This window comes from Rubrivivax gelatinosus (assembly GCF_004340905.1).
GTDB lineage: Bacteria > Pseudomonadota > Gammaproteobacteria > Burkholderiales > Burkholderiaceae_C > Rubrivivax > Rubrivivax gelatinosus.
Map to the genome: position 1 here is coordinate 170,870 of NZ_SLXD01000001.1, position 18,118 is coordinate 188,987.

18 protein-coding genes are annotated in these 18,118 nt (G+C 70.7%); 12 read left to right on the top strand and 6 right to left on the bottom strand.

Annotated features, from left to right (window positions below):
• Positions 1 to 19 precede the first annotated feature (19 nt).
• The 3 genes from EV684_RS00795 to EV684_RS00805 all read left to right on the top strand — a co-directional run bounded on the left by EV684_RS00795 (position 20) and on the right by EV684_RS00805 (position 2,129).
• A complete protein-coding gene (locus EV684_RS00795; protein WP_132644302.1) occupies positions 20 to 439 on the top strand; it encodes a GNAT family N-acetyltransferase in 420 nt (139 codons plus the stop codon).
• A 30-nt stretch (positions 440 to 469) separates the two neighbouring features.
• Positions 470 to 1,093 carry a nucleoside/nucleotide kinase family protein gene (locus tag EV684_RS00800; protein ID WP_132644303.1) on the top strand — a complete coding sequence of 208 codons (624 nt, stop codon included), beginning with the start codon at positions 470 to 472 and terminating at the stop codon, positions 1,091 to 1,093.
• 361 nt (positions 1,094 to 1,454) lie between these two features.
• Positions 1,455 to 2,129 carry a TorD/DmsD family molecular chaperone gene (locus EV684_RS00805; RefSeq protein ID WP_132644304.1) on the top strand — a complete coding sequence of 225 codons (675 nt, stop codon included), beginning with the start codon at positions 1,455 to 1,457 and terminating at the stop codon, positions 2,127 to 2,129.
• 55 nt (positions 2,130 to 2,184) lie between these two features.
• Here the strand turns inward: EV684_RS00805 and EV684_RS00810 are convergent, their stop codons facing one another.
• A complete protein-coding gene (locus EV684_RS00810) occupies positions 2,185 to 3,627 on the bottom strand; it encodes a coniferyl aldehyde dehydrogenase (RefSeq protein ID WP_132644305.1) in 1,443 nt (480 codons plus the stop codon).
• 120 nt (positions 3,628 to 3,747) lie between these two features.
• On the opposite strand from EV684_RS00810, the gene EV684_RS00815 reads away from it, so the two are divergent.
• Positions 3,748 to 4,371: a TetR/AcrR family transcriptional regulator gene (locus EV684_RS00815; RefSeq protein ID WP_132644306.1), complete on the top strand. Its 624-nt coding sequence runs from the start codon at positions 3,748 to 3,750 to the stop codon at positions 4,369 to 4,371.
• 237 nt (positions 4,372 to 4,608) lie between these two features.
• A complete protein-coding gene (locus EV684_RS00820) occupies positions 4,609 to 5,223 on the top strand; it encodes a Crp/Fnr family transcriptional regulator (protein WP_242478432.1) in 615 nt (204 codons plus the stop codon).
• Between the two features lie 58 nt (positions 5,224 to 5,281).
• Here EV684_RS00820 and EV684_RS00825 read toward each other — a convergent pair whose 3' ends face one another.
• Positions 5,282 to 5,764 carry a hemerythrin domain-containing protein gene (locus EV684_RS00825; RefSeq protein WP_132644308.1) on the bottom strand — a complete coding sequence of 161 codons (483 nt, stop codon included), beginning with the start codon at positions 5,762 to 5,764 and terminating at the stop codon, positions 5,282 to 5,284.
• Between the two features lie 158 nt (positions 5,765 to 5,922).
• On the opposite strand from EV684_RS00825, the gene EV684_RS00830 reads away from it, so the two are divergent.
• From EV684_RS00830 to EV684_RS00865, 7 genes are all read left to right on the top strand, one after another.
• Positions 5,923 to 6,357: a c-type cytochrome gene (locus tag EV684_RS00830; protein WP_132644309.1), complete on the top strand. Its 435-nt coding sequence runs from the start codon at positions 5,923 to 5,925 to the stop codon at positions 6,355 to 6,357.
• Positions 6,358 to 6,374: 17 nt separating this feature from the next.
• Positions 6,375 to 7,802 (top strand): cbb3-type cytochrome c oxidase subunit I, encoded by a 1,428-nt coding sequence (locus EV684_RS00835; protein WP_132644310.1) that lies wholly within the window; start codon positions 6,375 to 6,377, stop codon positions 7,800 to 7,802.
• Between the two features lie 18 nt (positions 7,803 to 7,820).
• Positions 7,821 to 8,669: a CbbQ/NirQ/NorQ/GpvN family protein gene (locus tag EV684_RS00840; protein WP_132644311.1), complete on the top strand. Its 849-nt coding sequence runs from the start codon at positions 7,821 to 7,823 to the stop codon at positions 8,667 to 8,669.
• Positions 8,670 to 8,715: 46 nt separating this feature from the next.
• Positions 8,716 to 9,873: a 4Fe-4S binding protein gene (locus EV684_RS00845; protein ID WP_132644312.1), complete on the top strand. Its 1,158-nt coding sequence runs from the start codon at positions 8,716 to 8,718 to the stop codon at positions 9,871 to 9,873.
• Position 9,874: 1 nt separating this feature from the next.
• Positions 9,875 to 11,704, top strand: coding sequence for a VWA domain-containing protein (locus tag EV684_RS00850; protein ID WP_132644313.1), 1,830 nt, complete (start codon positions 9,875 to 9,877; stop codon positions 11,702 to 11,704).
• A 119-nt stretch (positions 11,705 to 11,823) separates the two neighbouring features.
• On the top strand, positions 11,824 to 12,573 hold the full coding sequence (locus EV684_RS00855) for a Crp/Fnr family transcriptional regulator (RefSeq protein ID WP_132644314.1): 750 nt from the start codon (positions 11,824 to 11,826) through the stop codon (positions 12,571 to 12,573).
• A 56-nt stretch (positions 12,574 to 12,629) separates the two neighbouring features.
• Positions 12,630 to 12,920, top strand: coding sequence for a BrnA antitoxin family protein (locus EV684_RS00865; RefSeq protein WP_132644315.1), 291 nt, complete (start codon positions 12,630 to 12,632; stop codon positions 12,918 to 12,920).
• 13 nt (positions 12,921 to 12,933) lie between these two features.
• Here the strand turns inward: EV684_RS00865 and btsR are convergent, their stop codons facing one another.
• The 4 genes from btsR to EV684_RS00885 form a co-directional block, all read right to left on the bottom strand.
• Positions 12,934 to 13,653 (bottom strand): two-component system response regulator BtsR, encoded by a 720-nt coding sequence (gene btsR, locus EV684_RS00870; RefSeq protein WP_132644316.1) that lies wholly within the window; start codon positions 13,651 to 13,653, stop codon positions 12,934 to 12,936.
• The gene (locus EV684_RS00875; RefSeq protein ID WP_242478431.1) at positions 13,653 to 15,353 is read right to left on the bottom strand and encodes a sensor histidine kinase; all 1,701 of its coding nucleotides are present in this window, start codon (positions 15,351 to 15,353) and stop codon (positions 13,653 to 13,655) included. The genes btsR and EV684_RS00875 overlap by 1 nt, the downstream gene beginning before the upstream one ends.
• Positions 15,354 to 15,444: 91 nt before the next feature.
• Positions 15,445 to 16,857: an L-serine ammonia-lyase gene (locus EV684_RS00880; protein WP_132644317.1), complete on the bottom strand. Its 1,413-nt coding sequence runs from the start codon at positions 16,855 to 16,857 to the stop codon at positions 15,445 to 15,447.
• A gap of 94 nt (positions 16,858 to 16,951) precedes the next feature.
• Positions 16,952 to 18,043, bottom strand: coding sequence for an SLC5/6 family protein (locus EV684_RS00885; protein ID WP_310733523.1), 1,092 nt, complete (start codon positions 18,041 to 18,043; stop codon positions 16,952 to 16,954).
• Positions 18,044 to 18,118 lie beyond the last annotated feature (75 nt).

Below are 18,118 nucleotides of genomic sequence, written 5' to 3' on the forward strand. Positions count from 1 at the left end.
CCGCAGAATCGCCTCCACGATGCCCACCGCCCCATCCATCGCCACGCGCAGTGCCACCGAAGCCGACCTTCCCCTGCTCGTCGCGCTGCGGCGCGGCTTCGGTGCCGACGGAGACGACGCCGAGCTGGCGGCGCAGCTGCGCGGCCAGCTCGACGGCAGCACGATCGTGCTGCTCGACGGCCACCCGGTCGGCCTGCTGCGTGTGCACCGGGGGAGCCGGGACTGGGCGATCCAGCAGGTGCAGCTGCTGCCCGGGTACCGGCGTGCCGGCATCGGCAGCCGGCTGATCGGCGAGGTCCTGGCCGAAGCGCGCGCCCAGGGTGCCCGTGTCAGCCTCTCGGTGCTCAAGGCCAACCCGGCGCGCAGCCTGTACGAACGCCTGGGTTTCACCGTCACCGCCGAGTGCGAGAACGGCTACAGCATGCGCGCCTGTCCCTGAAGGCAGGCACCGGGCGTTTAAGCTCGCGCGGTGGCAACTCCCGCCGTGCCTCCCGTCTGGATCGAACGCGCCCGCGCGCTGGCCGATGGCCCGCGGCGGCTGCTGGGGATCGCCGGGCCGCCCGGCGCCGGCAAGTCCACGCTCGCGGCGGCGCTCGGCGTTGCGCTCGGGCCGCTCGCTGCGGTGGTGCCGATGGACGGTTTTCATCTCGCCAATGCCGAACTCGAGCGCCTGGGCCGGCGGGGCCGCAAAGGCGCGCCTGACACCTTCGACGCCGCCGGCTACACGGCGCTGCTGGCCCGGCTGCGTGCCGCCGAGGGCACCGTCTGGGCTCCCGAGTACCGGCGTGACCTGGGCGAGCCGGTGGCCGGCGCCATCGCGGTGCCGCCCGACACGCCGCTGGTGATCACCGAAGGCAACTACCTCCTGCTCGGCGGCCCCTGGGCCGGGGTGCGGCCGCTGCTGGACGAGATCTGGTACGTTGAGGTCGACGATGCGCTGCGGCGCGAGCGCCTGGCCGCACGCCACCGCCGGTACGGGCGCAGCGCCGCCGACGCGGCCGCCTGGGTCGAGCAAACCGACGAACCCAACGCGCGCCGCGTGGCCGCCGTGCGCCAGGGCGCCCACGCCGTGTTCAGCTGGGGTGAACCCTGAGGCTTGCGTCGCCGCCAACCCCCTATTTGCAAGGGGGTGACATCCCACATCGTGGGCTCCGAGCGCGGATCATTCACGCTGGTGGGTGCAAGGGCGATCGACAGATCGAAGCGGCAGGTCCAAGCGGCAGCCAGGGCTCGGCCGGACAGCGTGGGCAGGACAGCGGGCCGCAAGGTCATCTGTCTCAAGCGCTTGATCTGGCTCATGTCGACAACCCCGCAACCACCGGGAAACAGGCTCCAATGACCATGCGCAGTACCAAGGTCGCAGTCTGCTCCGCCACGCCTTCGGCGCGGGACGGCAGCGGGATCGCTCCTTGCTCGACGCCCGATGCCCACCTTCACGCCACGGTGAGAGAGACATGAGCGAGATCAAAGTACAGAACGGAGACGAGGCCCTGAAGCGGGCGGCCCTGTGGGCCTTGCTGGCCAGGGTCGTCATCGAACGGCCGACACCGCCCTGGCTGGACGAACTCGAGGCCGAGCTGTCGTCCTCAGACGCCACGCCGCCGCTGTCGTCGCAGCTGGGCAACCTGCTCGCCGCGCTGCGCAAGTCGCGCCGCCATCCGGGCGGCGCCACGGTGCTGGCCGTCGACCGCACCCGGCTGCTGTCGATGGTGATGCACGGCGAGACGCTGACGCCGCCCTGCGAGTCGGCCGCGCTCGGCGCCGCGCCGGGCGGTGACCGCGTGCTCGACGTGCTGCGCTCCTACCGCGAAGCCGGCTACGAGGCGATGGCTGCGCTCGGCGCGCCCGACCATCTGGGCAACGAGCTGCGTTTCGTCTCGCACCTGTGCCGCCTCGAGGGCGAGGCACTGGCCGGCGGCGACGCCGCCGCCGCGCAGCGCTGGCGCGCGCAGCAGCTGCGCTTCCTGTCGCGCCACGTGCAGGCCTGGGTGCCGGCGCACTGCGAGCAGCTCGCCGCCAAGGCCGCCACCGGCTACTACGCCGCCGCCGCGGTGCTGATCGGCCGCGCCTGCAAGCTCGCGCTCGACGAACTGGACCCGTTCACGCCGATGATCCAGGTCGCCGCCTGAACGCGGCGCCCGCCTACCGCATCACGAGCCCGGCTTCGCGCCGGGCTCGGCGCTTTCAGGCGATGCGGCCGATCCAGTCGAGCAGGCGGCCGATCGACGGCTTGTACGGCGGCGCGATCAACCCGGTGGCGGCCAGCGCCGACTGCTCGAACACCGGCTTGTCCTTGGTGAACTGGCGAAAGCCCGCCTCGCCGTGGTACGCGCCCATGCCCGAGGCGCCGACACCGCCGAAGGGCAGCCCCTCCTGGGCGACGTGCAGCAGCGTCTCGTTGAGCGACACGCCGCCGGAGATCGTCTGCGAGAGCACCTTGCGCCGCGCCGCCGCGTCGCTGCCGAACCAGTACAGCGCCAGCGGCCGGTCGCGGTCGTTGACGAAGTCGATCGCGTCGTCGAGCGTGTCGTAGCCGACGATCGGCAGCACCGGGCCGAAGATCTCCTCCTGCATCACGCGCATCGACGCGTCGACGTCCAGCAGCAGCGTCGGCGGCAGCTGGCGGCTGGCGCGACCGATGCCTTCGCCCGGCGCCTCCAGCTCGATCACCGTCGCGCCGCGCTCGCGGGCGTCGTCGACCAGCTCGCGCAGGCGGCGCAAGTGGCGATCGCTGACGACGCTGGTGTAGTCGGGGTTGGCGCGGAAGCTCGGGTAGAGCTTGCCCATCGCGGCGCGCAGCGCGGCGACGAAACGCTCGCGCTGCGCCTTGGGCACCAGCACGTAGTCGGGTGCGATGCAGGTCTGGCCGGCGTTGACCAGCTTGCCGAAGGCGATGCGCTCGGCCGCCTTCGCGAGCCGGGCCGAGGTGTCGACGATGGCCGGCGACTTGCCGCCGAGCTCCAGCGTCACCGGCGTCAGGTTCTTCGCCGCGGCCTGCGCGACCTCGCGGCCGACGGCCGTCGAGCCGGTGAAGACGAGGTGGTCGAAGGGCAGCGCGACGAAGGCACGGCCGATCGCCGCGTCGCCGGTGACCACCGTCACCTCGTCGGGCGCGAAGTGCTCGGCCACCGCAGCCTGCAGCGCTGCCGAGAAACGCGGCGTCAGCTCGGACGGCTTGATCATCGCCCGGTTGCCCGCCGCCAGCGCGCCGACCAGCGGCGCCAGCGCCAGCTGCAGCGGGTAGTTCCAGGGGCTGACGATGCCCACCACGCCCAGCGGCTGCGGCAGCAGCCACGAGCGCCCGGGCCAGAACGCCGGCGAGGTGGCGACGCGCCGCGGCTTCATCCAGCGCCCGAGGTGCCGGCGCGCCTGGCGCAAGCCGGCCTTCAGCAGCATCGTCTCGGTGATGCGGATCTCGACCGGCGAACGGTTGCCGAAGTCCTCGCCGATCGCCTCGGCGAACGCGGCGGCGTGGTGCTCGAGCAGCTGCTCGAGCCGGCGCAGCCGCTCCAGGCGCAGCGCGCGCGAGGGCAGCATGTCGGCACGCTGCGCACGCCGCAGACGCTCGAGCAGCGCGGGCAGCGCTTCGGCGGGGACGGACGGCGGGACGGGCGAGGTGACGCTCATGCGCGGCTCCTGGGTTCGGCGGCGGGGCTATCCGAGGGGCGGGCACGGCAGCGCCAGCACCCCGATCGTGGACCTTATCGACCGATGTTTACGATGTCAACATGGGCATATACTGAGCCGATGGACAGCCGATCCACCGCGCCGGGCGGACCTGCGCGCCGCAGCTATCACCACGGCGACCTGCGCGTCGCGCTGCGCGAGGCGGCCGAGCGCATCCTCGTCGAACGCGGCGCCGCCGAGGTCAGCCTGCGCGAAGTGGCGCGGGCGGTGGGTGTCTCGCATGCCGCGCCGTACCGCCACTACGCCAGCCGCGAGGCGCTGCTGGCCGACATCGCCGCCGGCGGTTTCGACCGGCTGCGCGCCGTGTTCGCGGCGCTGCCCGAGAGGCCCGACGCCGCCGCACGTTTCGTCTCGATGGCACGTGCCTACGTCGAGTTCGCCGTCGCCCAGCCGGCGATCTACCGCCTGATGCTGGGCCCCGAGGTGCGCAAGGCCGATCACCCGGTGCTCGCCGAGGCCGGCCACCGCGTGCTCGACACGCTGCGGCGCGCCCTGCTGGCGCTCGGCGTGCCGGCACCGGCCACCGACGAGGCCATGGCCGCCTGGGGCTTCGCGCACGGGCTGGCCCAGCTGCTGGTCGACGGCCGGCTCGAAACCGATCCGGCGGTCGACATCCCGCTGGACCTGGAACGCCTGGTCGAGCGCTCGGCCCGCATCTACGTCGCCGGGCTGGCCGCCGCCTGAACCCGCCTCGCGAGCGGCCGGTCACGCCCGGTCATCGCCGGGCACCGGCATGCGGTTTGCCCGCGACGTCATCATGGTTAAACTGTCCGAAACCGCAAAAAACGCTGATCGAGGGATAGCCCGGGGGCTTCGTTGGGCGCGGGTTGTGCTGGGACAAATCCATCCGGCCCCGGCCTCGCCAGAGTCAACAGGCGCCACCACCCGGTGCAGCGTTTCACGATGCAGGAGATAGACATGATGAAGTGTTCGACCGAGACAAGGGGTCCGGACGCTGAATCGGCGTCGCAGCCAGCCCACGCGAGCTTCGTCACGGGCACATTCGAGGACGACGTCGCCCTGCTGCGCATCGCCTTCGCGCCGATGCCCGTTCCCGACTCGACCCTCGTCAGGCTCAGCGACGCCTCGCGCATGATCTGCTGCCCGGCCGGACGCTTCACGCTCGGATCACCCCGGCGGCCCGAACCTTCCTGGTGGCTGGTGCGCCATGGCTGCGCCAGCGTGGGCCGGCTGGGCGCCGACGGCGGCTTCATCGAGCGCCGCCTGATCGGCCCCGGCGAATGGTTCGACGTCACCGGCGCACTCGACCTGCCGGGCGGCTGGGCCGAAGCGGCCATCGTGCGCGAGCCGATCGAGCTGCTCGCGCTGCCGCTGGAGTCGCTGTTCGAGGCCTGCGACAGCGACGAGGTGTTCGCACGCGCCTTCGCGCTGACGCTGGCTGCGCGCATGCGCGAGCTGGCGCTGCACCGCCCCGACGTGCCGCAAGGCGCCGAACGCCTGTCGGCCGCGGAACTTGCCGACCTGCGCAGCCACGCACGCCTGCCGGGCGACCCGATGGCGATGCTGCGCCGCTGAAGCGGCACCGCACGAGACAGGCGCCCCGCGGGGCGCCTTTTTCATGGGCGCCCGGTTCTCAGGGCTGCAGCACCCGCCCGACCCCCTTCGTGCGCCGCGGGCCGAAGCGCAGGAACAGGTCGCCGTCCTCGGCGGCGACATGCTGCTGCAGGTCGTCGATGAACTTGCGGCAGCCGGCGGCCAGCGGCCCCGCCTCGGGCGACGCCGGCAGGCGCAGCACCAGCTCCTCGAGCCGCGTGATCGAGACCTCGTGCGCGCGGTGCTCGCGCTCCAGGTCGTCGAGCAGCAGGTCCAGCAGCGTGCCGCCGCCCTGCTCCATCATCGGGAAGAGCCGCATCTCCTCCTTGAACATGTGCTCCTCGAGCGCCTGGCCCATCAGCGCCAGGTGCTCGGCGAGTTCGGGCAGCACGCCCGCGGCGGCCAGCGCGCGCGCCTGGGCCACCAGCTCGGGCACTTCGCGGCGATGCGTCTCGTGGAAACGCACCAGGATGCAGGCGATCAGGTCGGCCACCGCGTGCGGGACCTTGTCGGAGGGGCTCATCGTCGGGTTCTCTTCACATCGAGAGGTCACGGCCCGCCGCTCGCGGGCCCTGCCGGGATGCTCGCCCGGCCCCGCCGGTCGAATCCTTGAACCGGTTCAAGGAAAGTACCCGAGCAAAACAGGAGGATAAGCGCACCGAAGTCAAGGAGGCGCTTTCCATGAGCCAAGTCCGGGGCGGGTTCACCAAGCAGATGGCCCGCAACATGTTCTACGGCGGCACAGTGTTCTTCGCACTGCTGTTCGCCGCACTCGTCTTCCACACCGAGCGGCGCATCCCGCAGCGCTCCAATGCCGCCGCGATCACGCCTGCCGTCATCGCCGGCAAGAGGATCTGGGAGACGCGCAACTGCATCGGCTGCCACACGCTGCTGGGCGAAGGCGCGTATTTCGCGCCCGAGCTGGGCAACGTCTACCAGCGCCGCGGCGGCGAGTTCATCAAGGCCTGGATCAAGGCCCAGCCGACGCACATCCCGGGCCGCCGGCAGATGCCGCAGTTCGACCTCACCGAGCAGCAACTCGACGATCTCGTGCAGTTCCTGAAGTGGACCGGCGAGATCGACACCGAGAAGTGGCCTCCCAACATCGAAGGCTGAGCGCCGGAGCACCTTCCATGAATACCCAACAAGTCCTCAAGTACCGCTCGCAGGCGGTGGCCAAGCCGTACTTCATCGCGGCGATGCTGCTGTTCGCCGGCCAGATCATCTTCGGCATCAGCCTCGGGCTGCAGTACGTCATCGGCGACTTCCTGTTCCCGTACATCCCGTTCAACGTCGCACGCATGGTGCACACGAACCTGCTGATCGTGTGGCTGCTGTTCGGCTTCATGGGCGCGGCCTACTACATCGTGCCCGAGGAGTCGGAGACCGAGCTCTGGAGCCCCAAGCTGGCCAGGGCGCTGTTCTGGATCTTCCTGGCCGCCGGCGTGCTGACCATCGTCGGCTACCTCACGCTGCCCTACGCCAGGCTGGCCGAGCTCACCGGCAACGACCTGCTGCAGACCATGGGCCGCGAGTTCCTGGAGCAGCCGCTGCCGACCAAGATCGGCATCGTCGTCGTCGCGCTCGGCTTCCTGCTCAACGTCAGCATGACGGTGCTCAAGGGCCGCAAGACCAGCGTCTCGGTGGTGCTGCTGATGGGGCTGTGGGGGCTGGCGATCTTCTTCCTGTTCAGCTTCGTGAACCCGCACAACCTGGTGCGCGACAAGATGTACTGGTGGTTCGTCGTGCACCTGTGGGTCGAGGGTGTGTGGGAGCTGATCCTCGGCGCGCTGCTGGCCTACGTGCTGGTCAAGACCACCGGCGTCGACCGCGAGGTCATCGACAAGTGGCTGTACGTGATCATCGCCTTCGCGCTGATGACCGGCATCCTGGGCACCGGCCACCACTTCTACTTCATCGGCCTGCCGGGTTACTGGCAGTGGATCGGCAGCATCTTCAGCGCGATGGAGCCGATCCCGTTCTTCATGATGACGGTCTTCGCCTTCAACATGGTGCAGCGCCGCCGCCGCGAACATCCGAACCAGGCCGCCGTGCTGTGGGCGCTGGGCACCGCGGTGATGGGTTTCCTGGGCGCGGGCCTGTGGGGCTTCATCCACACGCTGAGCCCGGTGAACTACTACACCCACGGCTCGCAGGTCACCGCCGCCCACGGCCACCTGGCCTTCTACGGCGCCTACGTGCTGGTGGTCATCACGCTGATCAGCTACGCGATGCCGACGCTGCGCGGGCGCATCGCCAACAGCCAGCGCGCCCAGGCGGTCGAGATGTGGAGCTTCTGGATCATGTCGATCGGCATGGGCGTGATGGTGCTGGCGCTCAGCGGCGCCGGCATCCTGCAGGTCTGGCTGCAGCGTTTGCCGACCGAAGGCGCGATGAGCTTCATGTCCACCCAGGACCAGCTGCGTTTCTTCTACTGGGTGCGCATCGCCGGCGGCCTGACCTTCCTCGCCGGCCAGTTCACCTACTTCGCCAGCTTCTTCGTCGGCGGCGAGCCGGTGAAGACCGACACGGTGACGTCGGCCAAGCTGGCGCAAGCCTGACCGCAGGGGGCTGCTGCCATGGACATGAGCGAACGCGGCGCCCTCGGGCTGGAGCTGTTCCAGCCCGACGCCGGCCGCAGCGGCGGGGCCACGCTGCCTTTCTACGCCGAGCAGGCGGGCGAGGCGGCGCTGTTCGAGCAGGCCTGGCGGCAGCGGCTGCCGCTGCTGCTGAAGGGCCCCACCGGCTGCGGCAAGACCCGTTTCGTCGAGCACATGGCGGCCCGCCTGGGCCGCCCGCTGGTCACCGTCAGCTGCCACGACGACCTGTCCGCCGCCGACCTGGTGGGCCGCCACCTGATCGGCGCGCAGGGCACGGTCTGGGCCGACGGCCCGCTGACACGCGCCGTGCGCCAGGGCGCGATCTGCTACCTCGACGAGGTCGTCGAGGCGCGCAAGGACACCACCGTCGTGCTGCACCCGCTGGCCGACGACCGCCGCGTGCTGCCGATCGAACGCACCGGCGAGCTGCTCGCCGCGCCGGCGGGCTTCATGCTCGTCGTCTCGTACAACCCGGGCTACCAGAACCTGCTGAAGAGCCTGAAACCCAGCACCCGCCAGCGTTTCGTCGCGCTGACGCTGGGCTACCCCGAGCCGGCGCTGGAGACGCGCATCGTCGAGATGGAGTCCGGCGTCGCGCCGGAGCTCGCCGCGCGCCTGGTGCGCCTGGCGCAGGCGCTGCGCCGCCTGACCGAACACGACCTCGAGGAGACGGCCAGCACCCGGCTGCTGGTGATGGCCGCCCGCCTGACGGCCGGCGGCGTGCCGCTGCGTGCGGCCTGCCGCGCCGCGATCGTCGACGCGCTGACCGACGACGCCGGCACCGCCGCCGCGCTGGACGAAGTCGTCGGCGCCGTGCTCGGCAACTGAGAACCCGCGGCCGCCCTCGAGTGGCCGCCTCCGACTCCCCCGCCCCGTGTCCGCCGCCCTGCAACACCGCCGCCGGCTCTTCCAGGCCGCCTTCCTGGCGCTGTTCGTCAGCGCCCCGGCGCTGGACCTGCTGCGTTTCGACCTGCACGAGGCCCAGCTCTGGCTGCTGGGCCGGCCGTGGACGCTGGGCATCACCGACTTCACGGCCGGGCGCATCGGCGCGACCGAGGTCGCTCTCGCCATCGTGCTGCGCGCCTTCGTGCCGGCGATCGTGCTGGTCGTCGGCTTTCTCTATATCGCCTGGCGCTGGGGCCGGCTGTACTGCGGCTGGCTGTGCCCGCACTTCAGCGTCGTCGAGACGCTGGACCGGCTGATGCGCCGCGCGCTCGGCCGCGCCAGCCTCTGGGACGCCGCCCCCACGGCGCGAGGCGACTGGCGCTGGTGGCCGCCGTTCGTGCTGCTGGCCGCCGGGTTGGGTTTTCTCTGGGCGGTGACGCTGCTGTCGTACCTGCTGCCGCCGGCCGAGGTCTGGGGCCGGCTGCTGGCCGGCGAGTCCACGCCCAACCAGGCGCGTTTCCTGGCCGTCGCGACGGCGGTCTTCACCGCCGAGTTCGTCTTCGCGCGCCACCTGTTCTGCCGCTTCGGCTGCGCCGTCGGGCTGTTCCAGAGCCTGGCCTGGATGGCCAACCCGCGCGCGATGGTCGTCGGCTACGACCGAGCCCGTGCACGCGACTGCCGCAGCTGCAGCACCGCCGCCGCACCCGGCGGCAGCGCCTGCGACAGCGTCTGCCCGATGCGGCTGAAGCCGCGCGACATCAAGCGCCGCATGTTCTCCTGCGTGCAGTGCGGGCAGTGCCTGGACCAGTGCGAGCAGTCGCAGGGCGGCCAGGCACGCCAGCCGCTGCTCGAATGGCGCACCGGCGCCGACGCGCTGCGCGAGACGCTGCGCCGGCGCAGCGGCGAACGCCAGGCCCGGGGCGAAGGCCGCGGTCTCTCCACCACCCTCACCCTGCCCCTCTCCCGCGAGCGGGAGAGGGAACTCGAGCCAGACCCCGCGCTGGCACTGTCCCGCGTGCGGCAGAGCGAACTCGAGCCCGGCCCCGCGCGGCCCCCTCTCCCGCACGCGGGAGAGGGCTGGGGTGAGGGCCGCAGCCACACAGCCGCCTTCGCGCAGGCGCGGGAGCACCGCGCCGAGGAGTTCTGAAATGGAAGAGTGGGTCGGCCAGCACTGGCACCGCTTCATCAGCCGCGCGGCCGACCGCCGCCACGCCGACGCCGCCGTCACGCTGCCCGAGGTGCAGCGCACGATCACGCTGATGTTCCGGGCCGGCGGCGGCGCGCCGGGGCTGCGTTTCGCGTCGGCCAGCGCCACACGCGCCGGCGGCCCGCGCGGCTGGCTGCAGCGGGTGGCCGGCAGCGGCACGCATGCCGCCACCGCACGCCTGGACGCCGAGGCGCTGTCGTTGCCGCCCGAGGTGGCGGTCTTCGCCGACGCCGCGCTCAACCGCCGCCTGTACCTGTGGCTGGCGGCGCTCGCCGCGCACTACACGCCGACCGGCGACTGGCTGGCCGACAACCTGCACGCCACGGCCGCCGCGCTGGCGCAGTTCCCCGGGCTGCGCACCGCGCACGCCGAACTCGTCGCCGCGCAGCTGGCGCTGCGCCCGGCGCCCGGCACGCTGCGTGGCCCGGCCGCCGCAGCCGAAGCCACCGTGCAGCATGCGCTTCGCGGCGAGCCGCTCGCCCTGCCCGCCGGGCTGAAACCCGCCGACGCCGCGCCGGTCTGGCTGTGGCTGGACGCCGCCGAAGCCGCCGTCGCCGCCGCGCGCCAGGACCCGGCCCCAGCCGGCGACGACGAAGCCGCCCGCGCCAAGCCCAGCACCAGCGACCGCCGCCGCCACGCCGAACGTGTCCAGGACGAACGCAGCCAGGCGCCGCTGATGATGTTCTTCCGCGCCGAGTCGATCCTGTCCTGGGGCGAGTTCGTGCGTGTCGACCGCGCCAGCGACGACGAGGACGACGGCAACGCGCTGGCCGCCGCCGACGACCTGGACACGCTGGCCATCGCGCCCGACGGCCGCCGTGCCGCGTCGCGCGTGCGTTTCGACCTCGACCTGCCCAGCGCCGCGGCCGACGACCGCCCGCTGGGCCCCGGCGTGCGCCTGCCCGAGTGGGACTGGCGCCAGCAGTTGCTGATCCCGGAACACTGCGCCGCCCAGGTGCTGGTCGCCGCCTCGCCGCCGCCCTGGCAGCCGCCGCCGGCACTGCGTGCCGTGGCGCGCCGCGTGCGCCGCCGCATGGAGGTGCTGCGCGCCGCGCCGGTGCGTGCCCGCGCCCAGGCCGACGGCGACGAGCTCGACCTCGACGCCTGGCTGCGCCACCGCGTGTTGGCCGACGCCGGCAGCGTCGACGAGCAGCCCGCCGTCTGGCAGCGCCGCGTGCGCGGCGAACGCAGCCTGGCGACGCTGCTGCTGGCCGACCTGTCGCTGTCCACCGACGCCTGGGCCGGCGGCGACGCGCGCATCGTCGACGTCATCCGCGACGCGCTCTGGGTCTTCGGCGAGGCGCTGGCCGCCAGCGGCGACGCCTTCGAGATGCTGGGCTTCTCGTCGGTGCGGCGGCAGAACGTGCGCATCCAGCACCTGAAAGGCTTCGGCGAGCCCTGGGACGGCGCGGCGCGCGCGCGCATCGGCGCCATCAAACCCGGCTACTACACGCGCATGGGCGCCGCGCTGCGCCTGGCCACGCAGCGCCTGGCCGCGCGCCCGGAGCGCCAGCGGCTGCTGCTGATCCTGACCGACGGCAAACCCAACGACCTCGACGTCTACGAAGGCCGCTACGGCCTGGAAGACACGCGCCACGCGGTGCAGGCGGCGCGCGACGCCGGGCTGCAACCTTTCTGCGTCACCATCGACGAGAGCGCGCACGACTACCTGCCGAGGGTCTTCGGCCAGCACGGCTGGGCGCTGGTGCACCGCCCGCAGGACCTGGTGCAGCGCCTGGCCGCCGTCTACGCGCGCATGACCCGTGGTTGATCGCGGGAGCCCCGGCCGCCAGAATTGACGTCAATCAATAGTTGGCCCGCATCGGAATCGGGCGCATCCTCGGTTCCAACCCCGCGCCGCCGGCGCGCCTGCCGGCCTCAGGAGAACGAATGGAGACGAGGAGCTTCGACATCCCGCGCTACCTGGCCGTGCTGCCGCTGTTCCAGGAGATGAGCCCCGAGGAGCTGCAGCGCCTGGCCGAAGGCTGCCGGCTGCGGCGCTACTCGCGCGGAGACACGGTGTTCCGTGTCGGCGAGCCCTGCGAGGAGCTGCACGTCACGGTGATGGGACAGGTCAAGCTGTTCGCCATCTCGCCGGCCGGGCAGGAGAAGGTCATCGAGCTGGTCGGCCCGGGCAACACCTTCGCCGAGGCGCTGATGTTCACCGGCAAGCCCTACATCATCAACGCCCAGGCGCTGGGTGACACGCTGGTGCTGAGCGTCGGCAAGGCCGCGGTGCTGGCCGAGATCGAGCGCGACTCGCGTTTCGCGCTGCGCATGCTGGCGGGTATCTCGCGCCGGCTGCACGGGCTGGTGCACGACGTCCAGGCCTACTCGCTGCACAGCGGCATGCAGCGCGTCATCGGCTACCTGCTGCGCGCCCTGCCCGAGGAAGCCGAGGACGCCGCCGCGTTCTCGCTGGCCGACGCCGGCGTGACGCCCGCCGCCCAGGCCCAGCGCCGCGACCTGCGTGTCAGCCTGCCGGTCAGCAAGGCGACGATCGCCTCGCGGCTGTCGCTGACGCCCGAGTACTTCTCGCGCGTGCTGCACGAGCTGGAAGCCGCCGGGCTCATCGTCATCGACAAGCGCGAGATCCGCATCCCCGACCCGAAGCGGCTGGCGGGGCACAACCTGCAGTAGGCGCCGGGAGAAGGGCGACACACGCCACGTCTTCAGCATGCGAAAGGCCAACAACCGTGAACAAGCCCGCCTCGCGCCGTACTTCGGGCTCGGATCTTGAACGCGTGGATCGGCACACGATCCAGCCGCACGAATACAAGGAGTTGCCGGAGCTGACCGCGGACCTGCTGGCCCGGGCCATCGTCAAGAAGGGTGGCCGGCCGAAGTCCGAGAACCCCCGCCAGCTCATCAGTCTGAGACTGCCGCCGGAAGTCATCGCACGCTGGCGGGCGACGGGCCCGGGCTGGCAGACACGCATGGCCGAGCGGCTGGCGGAAACGCCGCCGACACCCGTCGAGAACGGCTGAGCGCCCGCTCTCCTCAGCTGATCCCCAGCCGCTCCTTGATCTCCGGCAGCAGCCGGCGGCTGATCGGGATCACGCGGCCGCGGCGCGTCACGAACTCGGCCAGGCCGCTTTCCAGGTACTGCAGCTTGTGCACGAGGTCGACGTTGACCAGGTACTGGCGGTGGCAGCGCAGCAGCTGGGTGCGCTGCTGCAGGATGTTCAGCCGCAGCGCCGTCGGGTGCTCGTGGCCGTCGAGGTCGGACACGTAGATGCCGGTGGTGCGCGCCTCGACGAACTCGACGTCGGTGGCCTGCACGAAGACCACGCTGTGCAGCCCGTAACACGGGATCTGGCGCAGGTGGTTCACCTCGGGCAGCACGCTGAAGTCGTGCTTGAAGAAGCTGTTGCGCAGCCGCTCCAGCGTCAGCTCCAGCCGGTCGGAGGTCACCGGCTTCAACATGTAGTCGAAGGCGTTCTTCTCGAACGCGCGCACCGCGTACTCGTCGTAGGCGGTGAGGAAGACGATGTGCGGCATCGTCTCGGGGTCCAGCATGCCGATCATCTCGATGCCGGTGATCTGCGGCATCTGGATGTCCAGGAAGACGACGTCGGGCTTGTCGACGTGGATGCGCGTCAGCGCGTCGATCGCGTTGCCGCATTCGCCCAGGATCTGGATGTCCCGGGCAGGCTCCAGCGCGCGGCACAGGTCGCGCCGCGCGAAGGGCTCGTCGTCGACGATGAGGGCGGTGATCATCAGCTCAGGGCCTCCACGGGAATGCGCACCGTGGCGCGGGTCGAGACTTGGCGCTCGCAGCTCATCGTGACGCCGTAGGCCTCGCCATAACGGTTCTTCAGCCGGCGGTCGACGATGTTCATGCCCAGGCCGCCACCCCCGGGCTTGGGATCGTAGCGGCCGGCGTTGTCCTCCACCACCAGACAGACCGCCGGCCCGTCCAGGTGCGCGCTGATGGCGACACGCCCCACGCCGATGATCTGCGCCGTACCGTGCTTGATCGCGTTCTCCACCAGCGGCTGCAGCGTGAACGCCGGCACGCGCAGCGCCATCAGCGGGTCCGGGATGTCGATCTCCACCGACAGCCGGTCCTCGAAGCGCGTGAGCTGGATGCCCAGGTAGGCCTTGATGTGCGCGATCTCCTCGGACAGCACCACGTCTTCGGTCGGGCGCTTCAGGTTCTTGCGCAGGAACACCGCCAGGTCGGTGAGCACCGCACGCGCCTTGGCCGGGTCGTCGTGGGTGATGGCGATGATCGTGTTGAGCGTGTTGAACAGGAAGTGCGGGTTGACCTGCGCGTGCAGCAGCTTCAGCTCGGCTTCCAGCAGCAGGCTCTTCTGGCGTTCGTAGCGGCCGTCCAGGATCTGGCTGGACAGCAGCTTGGCGATGCCTTCGCCCAGCGTGCGGTTGATGGTCGAGAAGATGCGGGTCTTGGGCTCGTAGAGCTTGATCGTGCCGATGACCTGGCGGTTCTCGCCCACCAGCGGGATCACCAGCGCCGAGCCCAGCTTGCAGTGCGCGCTGATCGAGCACTGGAACGGCACCTCGTTGCCGTCGGCGAAGATGACCTCGTTGCACTCGATCGCGTGGAAGGTCTGCTGCGACGAGATCGGCGTGCCCGGCAGGTGGTGGTCGTCGCCGACGCCGATGAAGGCCAGCAGCTTCTCGCGGTCGGTGATGGCCACCGCGCCGACGCCGGTCTGCTCGTAGATGATGCGCGCCACGCGCGTGCTGTTCTCCTGGTCGAAGCCGTCGCGCAGCACGCCGTCGACGTGCGCCGCGATGTCCAGCGCCTTGGCCGAGAACGCGCGCGACTGGCGGTCGATGCTGTCGCGCCGGTCGAGCAGGATCTTCACGAAGATCGCCGCGCCGCCGGTGTTGGCGATCAGCTCGGGCAGCGCGATCAGCTTGACGATCTGCAGCGCCTCGTCGAAGGGCCGCGACAGCGCCAGGTCGATGCCCAGCTCGATCAGGATGGTGATGAAGGTCAGCCCGCCGGCCAGCGCCGGGCTGAACAGCAGCCGCGTCTTGCCGCGGCTGATGAGGTAGCGATGCGTCAGGCCGCCGGCCAGGCCCTGCATCACGATGTCGATGCCGGCCGCCAGGCCGAACGAGCCGCCCAGCGTGTAGCGGTGCAGGCCGCCGGTGATGCCCACGCCCAGCCCGACGACGGGCCCGCCGAGCAGGCCGCCGAGCACCGCGCCGATCGCCGGGGTGTTGGCGATCGCGTTGCCGCTGACCACCGGCAGCCCGAGCAGCGTGCCCATGATGCAGAAGGCCGAGAAGATCAGGTAGCACGCGATGCGGTGCGGCCAGCGGATGGTCGCACGCGTCAGCGGGATGAACAGCCGCGTGCGGCTCAGCGCGTACGCCACCACCAGGTAGACGCACATCTGCTGCAGCAACGACAGCGACAGCGAGACGATCGAACTCAGGGTCAACGGCGTACCTCTTGAACTGCTCCGGGCGTCGGTACGCGACAGGCCGCCCAGCGCGCTATTTTGCGCTGGGCGGCCTGTCGCGGGGCGGTGCTCAGGGGGCCCAGCGGATGCACTCCTGATCGGGTTCGGCGACGGCGATCGGGATCGGCGCGGCCATCTTCAGCGCCAGCCCGCCGCAGGAGGTCTCGCGGTACTTCGGGTCCATGTCCTTGCCGACCTCGAACATCACCTCGATCACCTTGTCCAGCGGCACGATCGGCGCGCTGGTGCGCCCCAGCGCCATGCGCGCGGCGTTGATCGCCTTCACCGCGCCCATCGCGTTGCGCTCGATGCAGGGGATCTGCACCTGGCCGCCCACCGGGTCGCAGGTCAGGCCCAGGTTGTGTTCCATCGCGATCTCCGCCGCGATGCACACCTGCTCGGGCGAGCCGCCCAGCAGCTCGGCCAGGCCGGCCGCGGCCATCGAACACGCCACGCCCACCTCGCCCTGGCAGCCGACCTCGGCGCCGGAGATCGACGCGTTGGTCTTGAACAGCGCGCCGATCGCCGCCGAGGCGAGGAAGTAGCGCGTGCAGTCCTCCTCGCCGAGCGGGTTGATGAAGTGCTCGTAGTAGGCCAGCACGGCCGGCACGATGCCGCAGGCCCCGTTGGTGGGCGCGGTGACGACGCGGCCGCCGGCGGCGTTCTCCTCGGACACCGCGAGCGCGAACATGTTGACCCAGTCGATGATGTTCATCGGGTCCTTGGACAGCGGCCCCGCGGCAGCCAGGCGCCGGTGCAGCGCCACCGCGCGGCGCGGCACGCGGAACGGGCCCGGCAGCACGCCTTCGGTCTTCATGCCGCGTTCCATGCACTGCGACATCTGCGCCCGGATGTTGGCGAAGTAGCGGTCGATCTCCTCCTGCGAGTGCAGCGCCAGCTCGTTGCGCAGCACCAGCCCGGACAGCGACAGGCCGGTGCTGCGGCAGTGCTCCAGCAGCTCGGCGGCATTGCGGTAGGGATAGGGGGCCGCCGCGTCGCCGTCGTCGCCACCTGCCGCGGCGCCGTCCTCGATGACGAAGCCACCGCCGATCGAGTAGTAGTTCTTCTCCAGCAGCACGCGCTCGCCGGCGTAGGCGCGCATCGTCAGGCCGTTCTCGTGGCGCGGCAGGCTGGAGCGGTGGAAGGTCATCGCCGTGCGGCCGAAGTCCACCTCGGGGCCGTCGGCACCGAGCTGGATGCGCTGCGTGCTGCGCACCTTCTGCACCAGGCCCGGGATGGCGCCGACGTCGATCGTGTCGGGCAGCTCGCCCATCAGGCCGAGCAGCAGCGCCACGTCGGTCTTGTGGCCCAGGCCGGTGAGCGCCAGCGAGCCGTAGACGTCGATCACCACCGACGTCGCCTGGGCCAGCTTGCCCAGGCCGCGAAGGTCCTCGACGAAGCGCCGCGCGGCGTTCATCGGGCCCAGGGTGTGGGAGCTCGACGGGCCGATGCCGACCTTGTAGAGCTGGAACATGCTGATCATGGTGAGTTCCCCTTGTTGTGGGAAGACGCTGCCCGCCGGCCCCCGCCGCCCGTCCAAGTTCAGGCGCGGCGGCAGGCGGGCAGCAAACCGGGTGTCAGAGACCGATCAGCGAGTAGAAGATCGCCGACATCGCCACCGCGCCGATGAAGATCACCAGCACGTTGCTCGGGCTGTTGGCGTACTTGCGCATCGCCGGCACCTTGCGGATGGCGTACATCGGCATCAGGAACAGCAGGGCCGCGATGACCGGGCCGCACAGCGATTCGATCATGCCCAGGATGCTCGGGTTGACCGTGGCCACGCCCCAGATCGTGAGGAACATGAAGAGCATGCTGCCGCGGTTGACCAGCTTGTCGTTGACGCGCTTGTTGCGGCCCTTGAGCTGCTGGGCGACGAAACCGTTGAGGCCTTCACGGGCGCCGAGGTAGTGGCCGAGGAAGGACTTGCTCATCGCGACGAAGGCGACCAGCGGCGCGATCACGGCGGCCCAGGGGTTCTGGAACTTGTTGCCGATGTAGGACAGGATCGAGATGTTCTGTTCCTTGGCGGCGGCCAGGTCGGTGGGCGACAGCGCGAAGACGCAGCTGAAGACGAAGAACATCACCACCACGACCATCATCAGCGCGGCGTACTTCTCGATGCGCTCGGCCATGCCGACGGCGTCCTTGCCGTACTGCTGCTGCTGCGCGACGGCGAAGCGCGAGATCACCGGCGAGTGGTTGAACGAGAACACCAGCACCGGGATGCTGAGCCACAGCGTGACGCTGAACTTGCTGAACGACGGCACGCCGCCTTCGAGCACCGCACCGTTCCATTCCGGCACGAGGAACAGCGCCAGGCCCATCAGCACGAAGATGAAGGGGTAGACCAGCCAGCCCATCACCTTGACGACGATCTTCTCGCTGAGCGCGACGATGGCGATCAGCCCGGCGGTGAGCAAGAACGACAGGATCACCCGCGGCCAGGCTTCCATGTGCAGCTGGTGCGTCATGAAAGATTCGACGGTGTTCGTCAGACCGACGCCGTAGAGCAGCAGGATGGGAAGAATCGTGAAGAAGTAGAGCAGCGTGATGAGCTTGCCGGCGAGCGGGCCGAAATGCTCGGTCACGACTTCGGTGATGTCGCTGCCGGGTTTTGACGACGAAAGAATGAAGCGGATCAGGCCCCGGTGCGCGAGATACGTCATCGGGAATGCCAGGAGCGCCATCACGAGCAGCGGCCAGATGCCGCCCAAGCCCGCGTTGATCGGCAGGAACAAGGT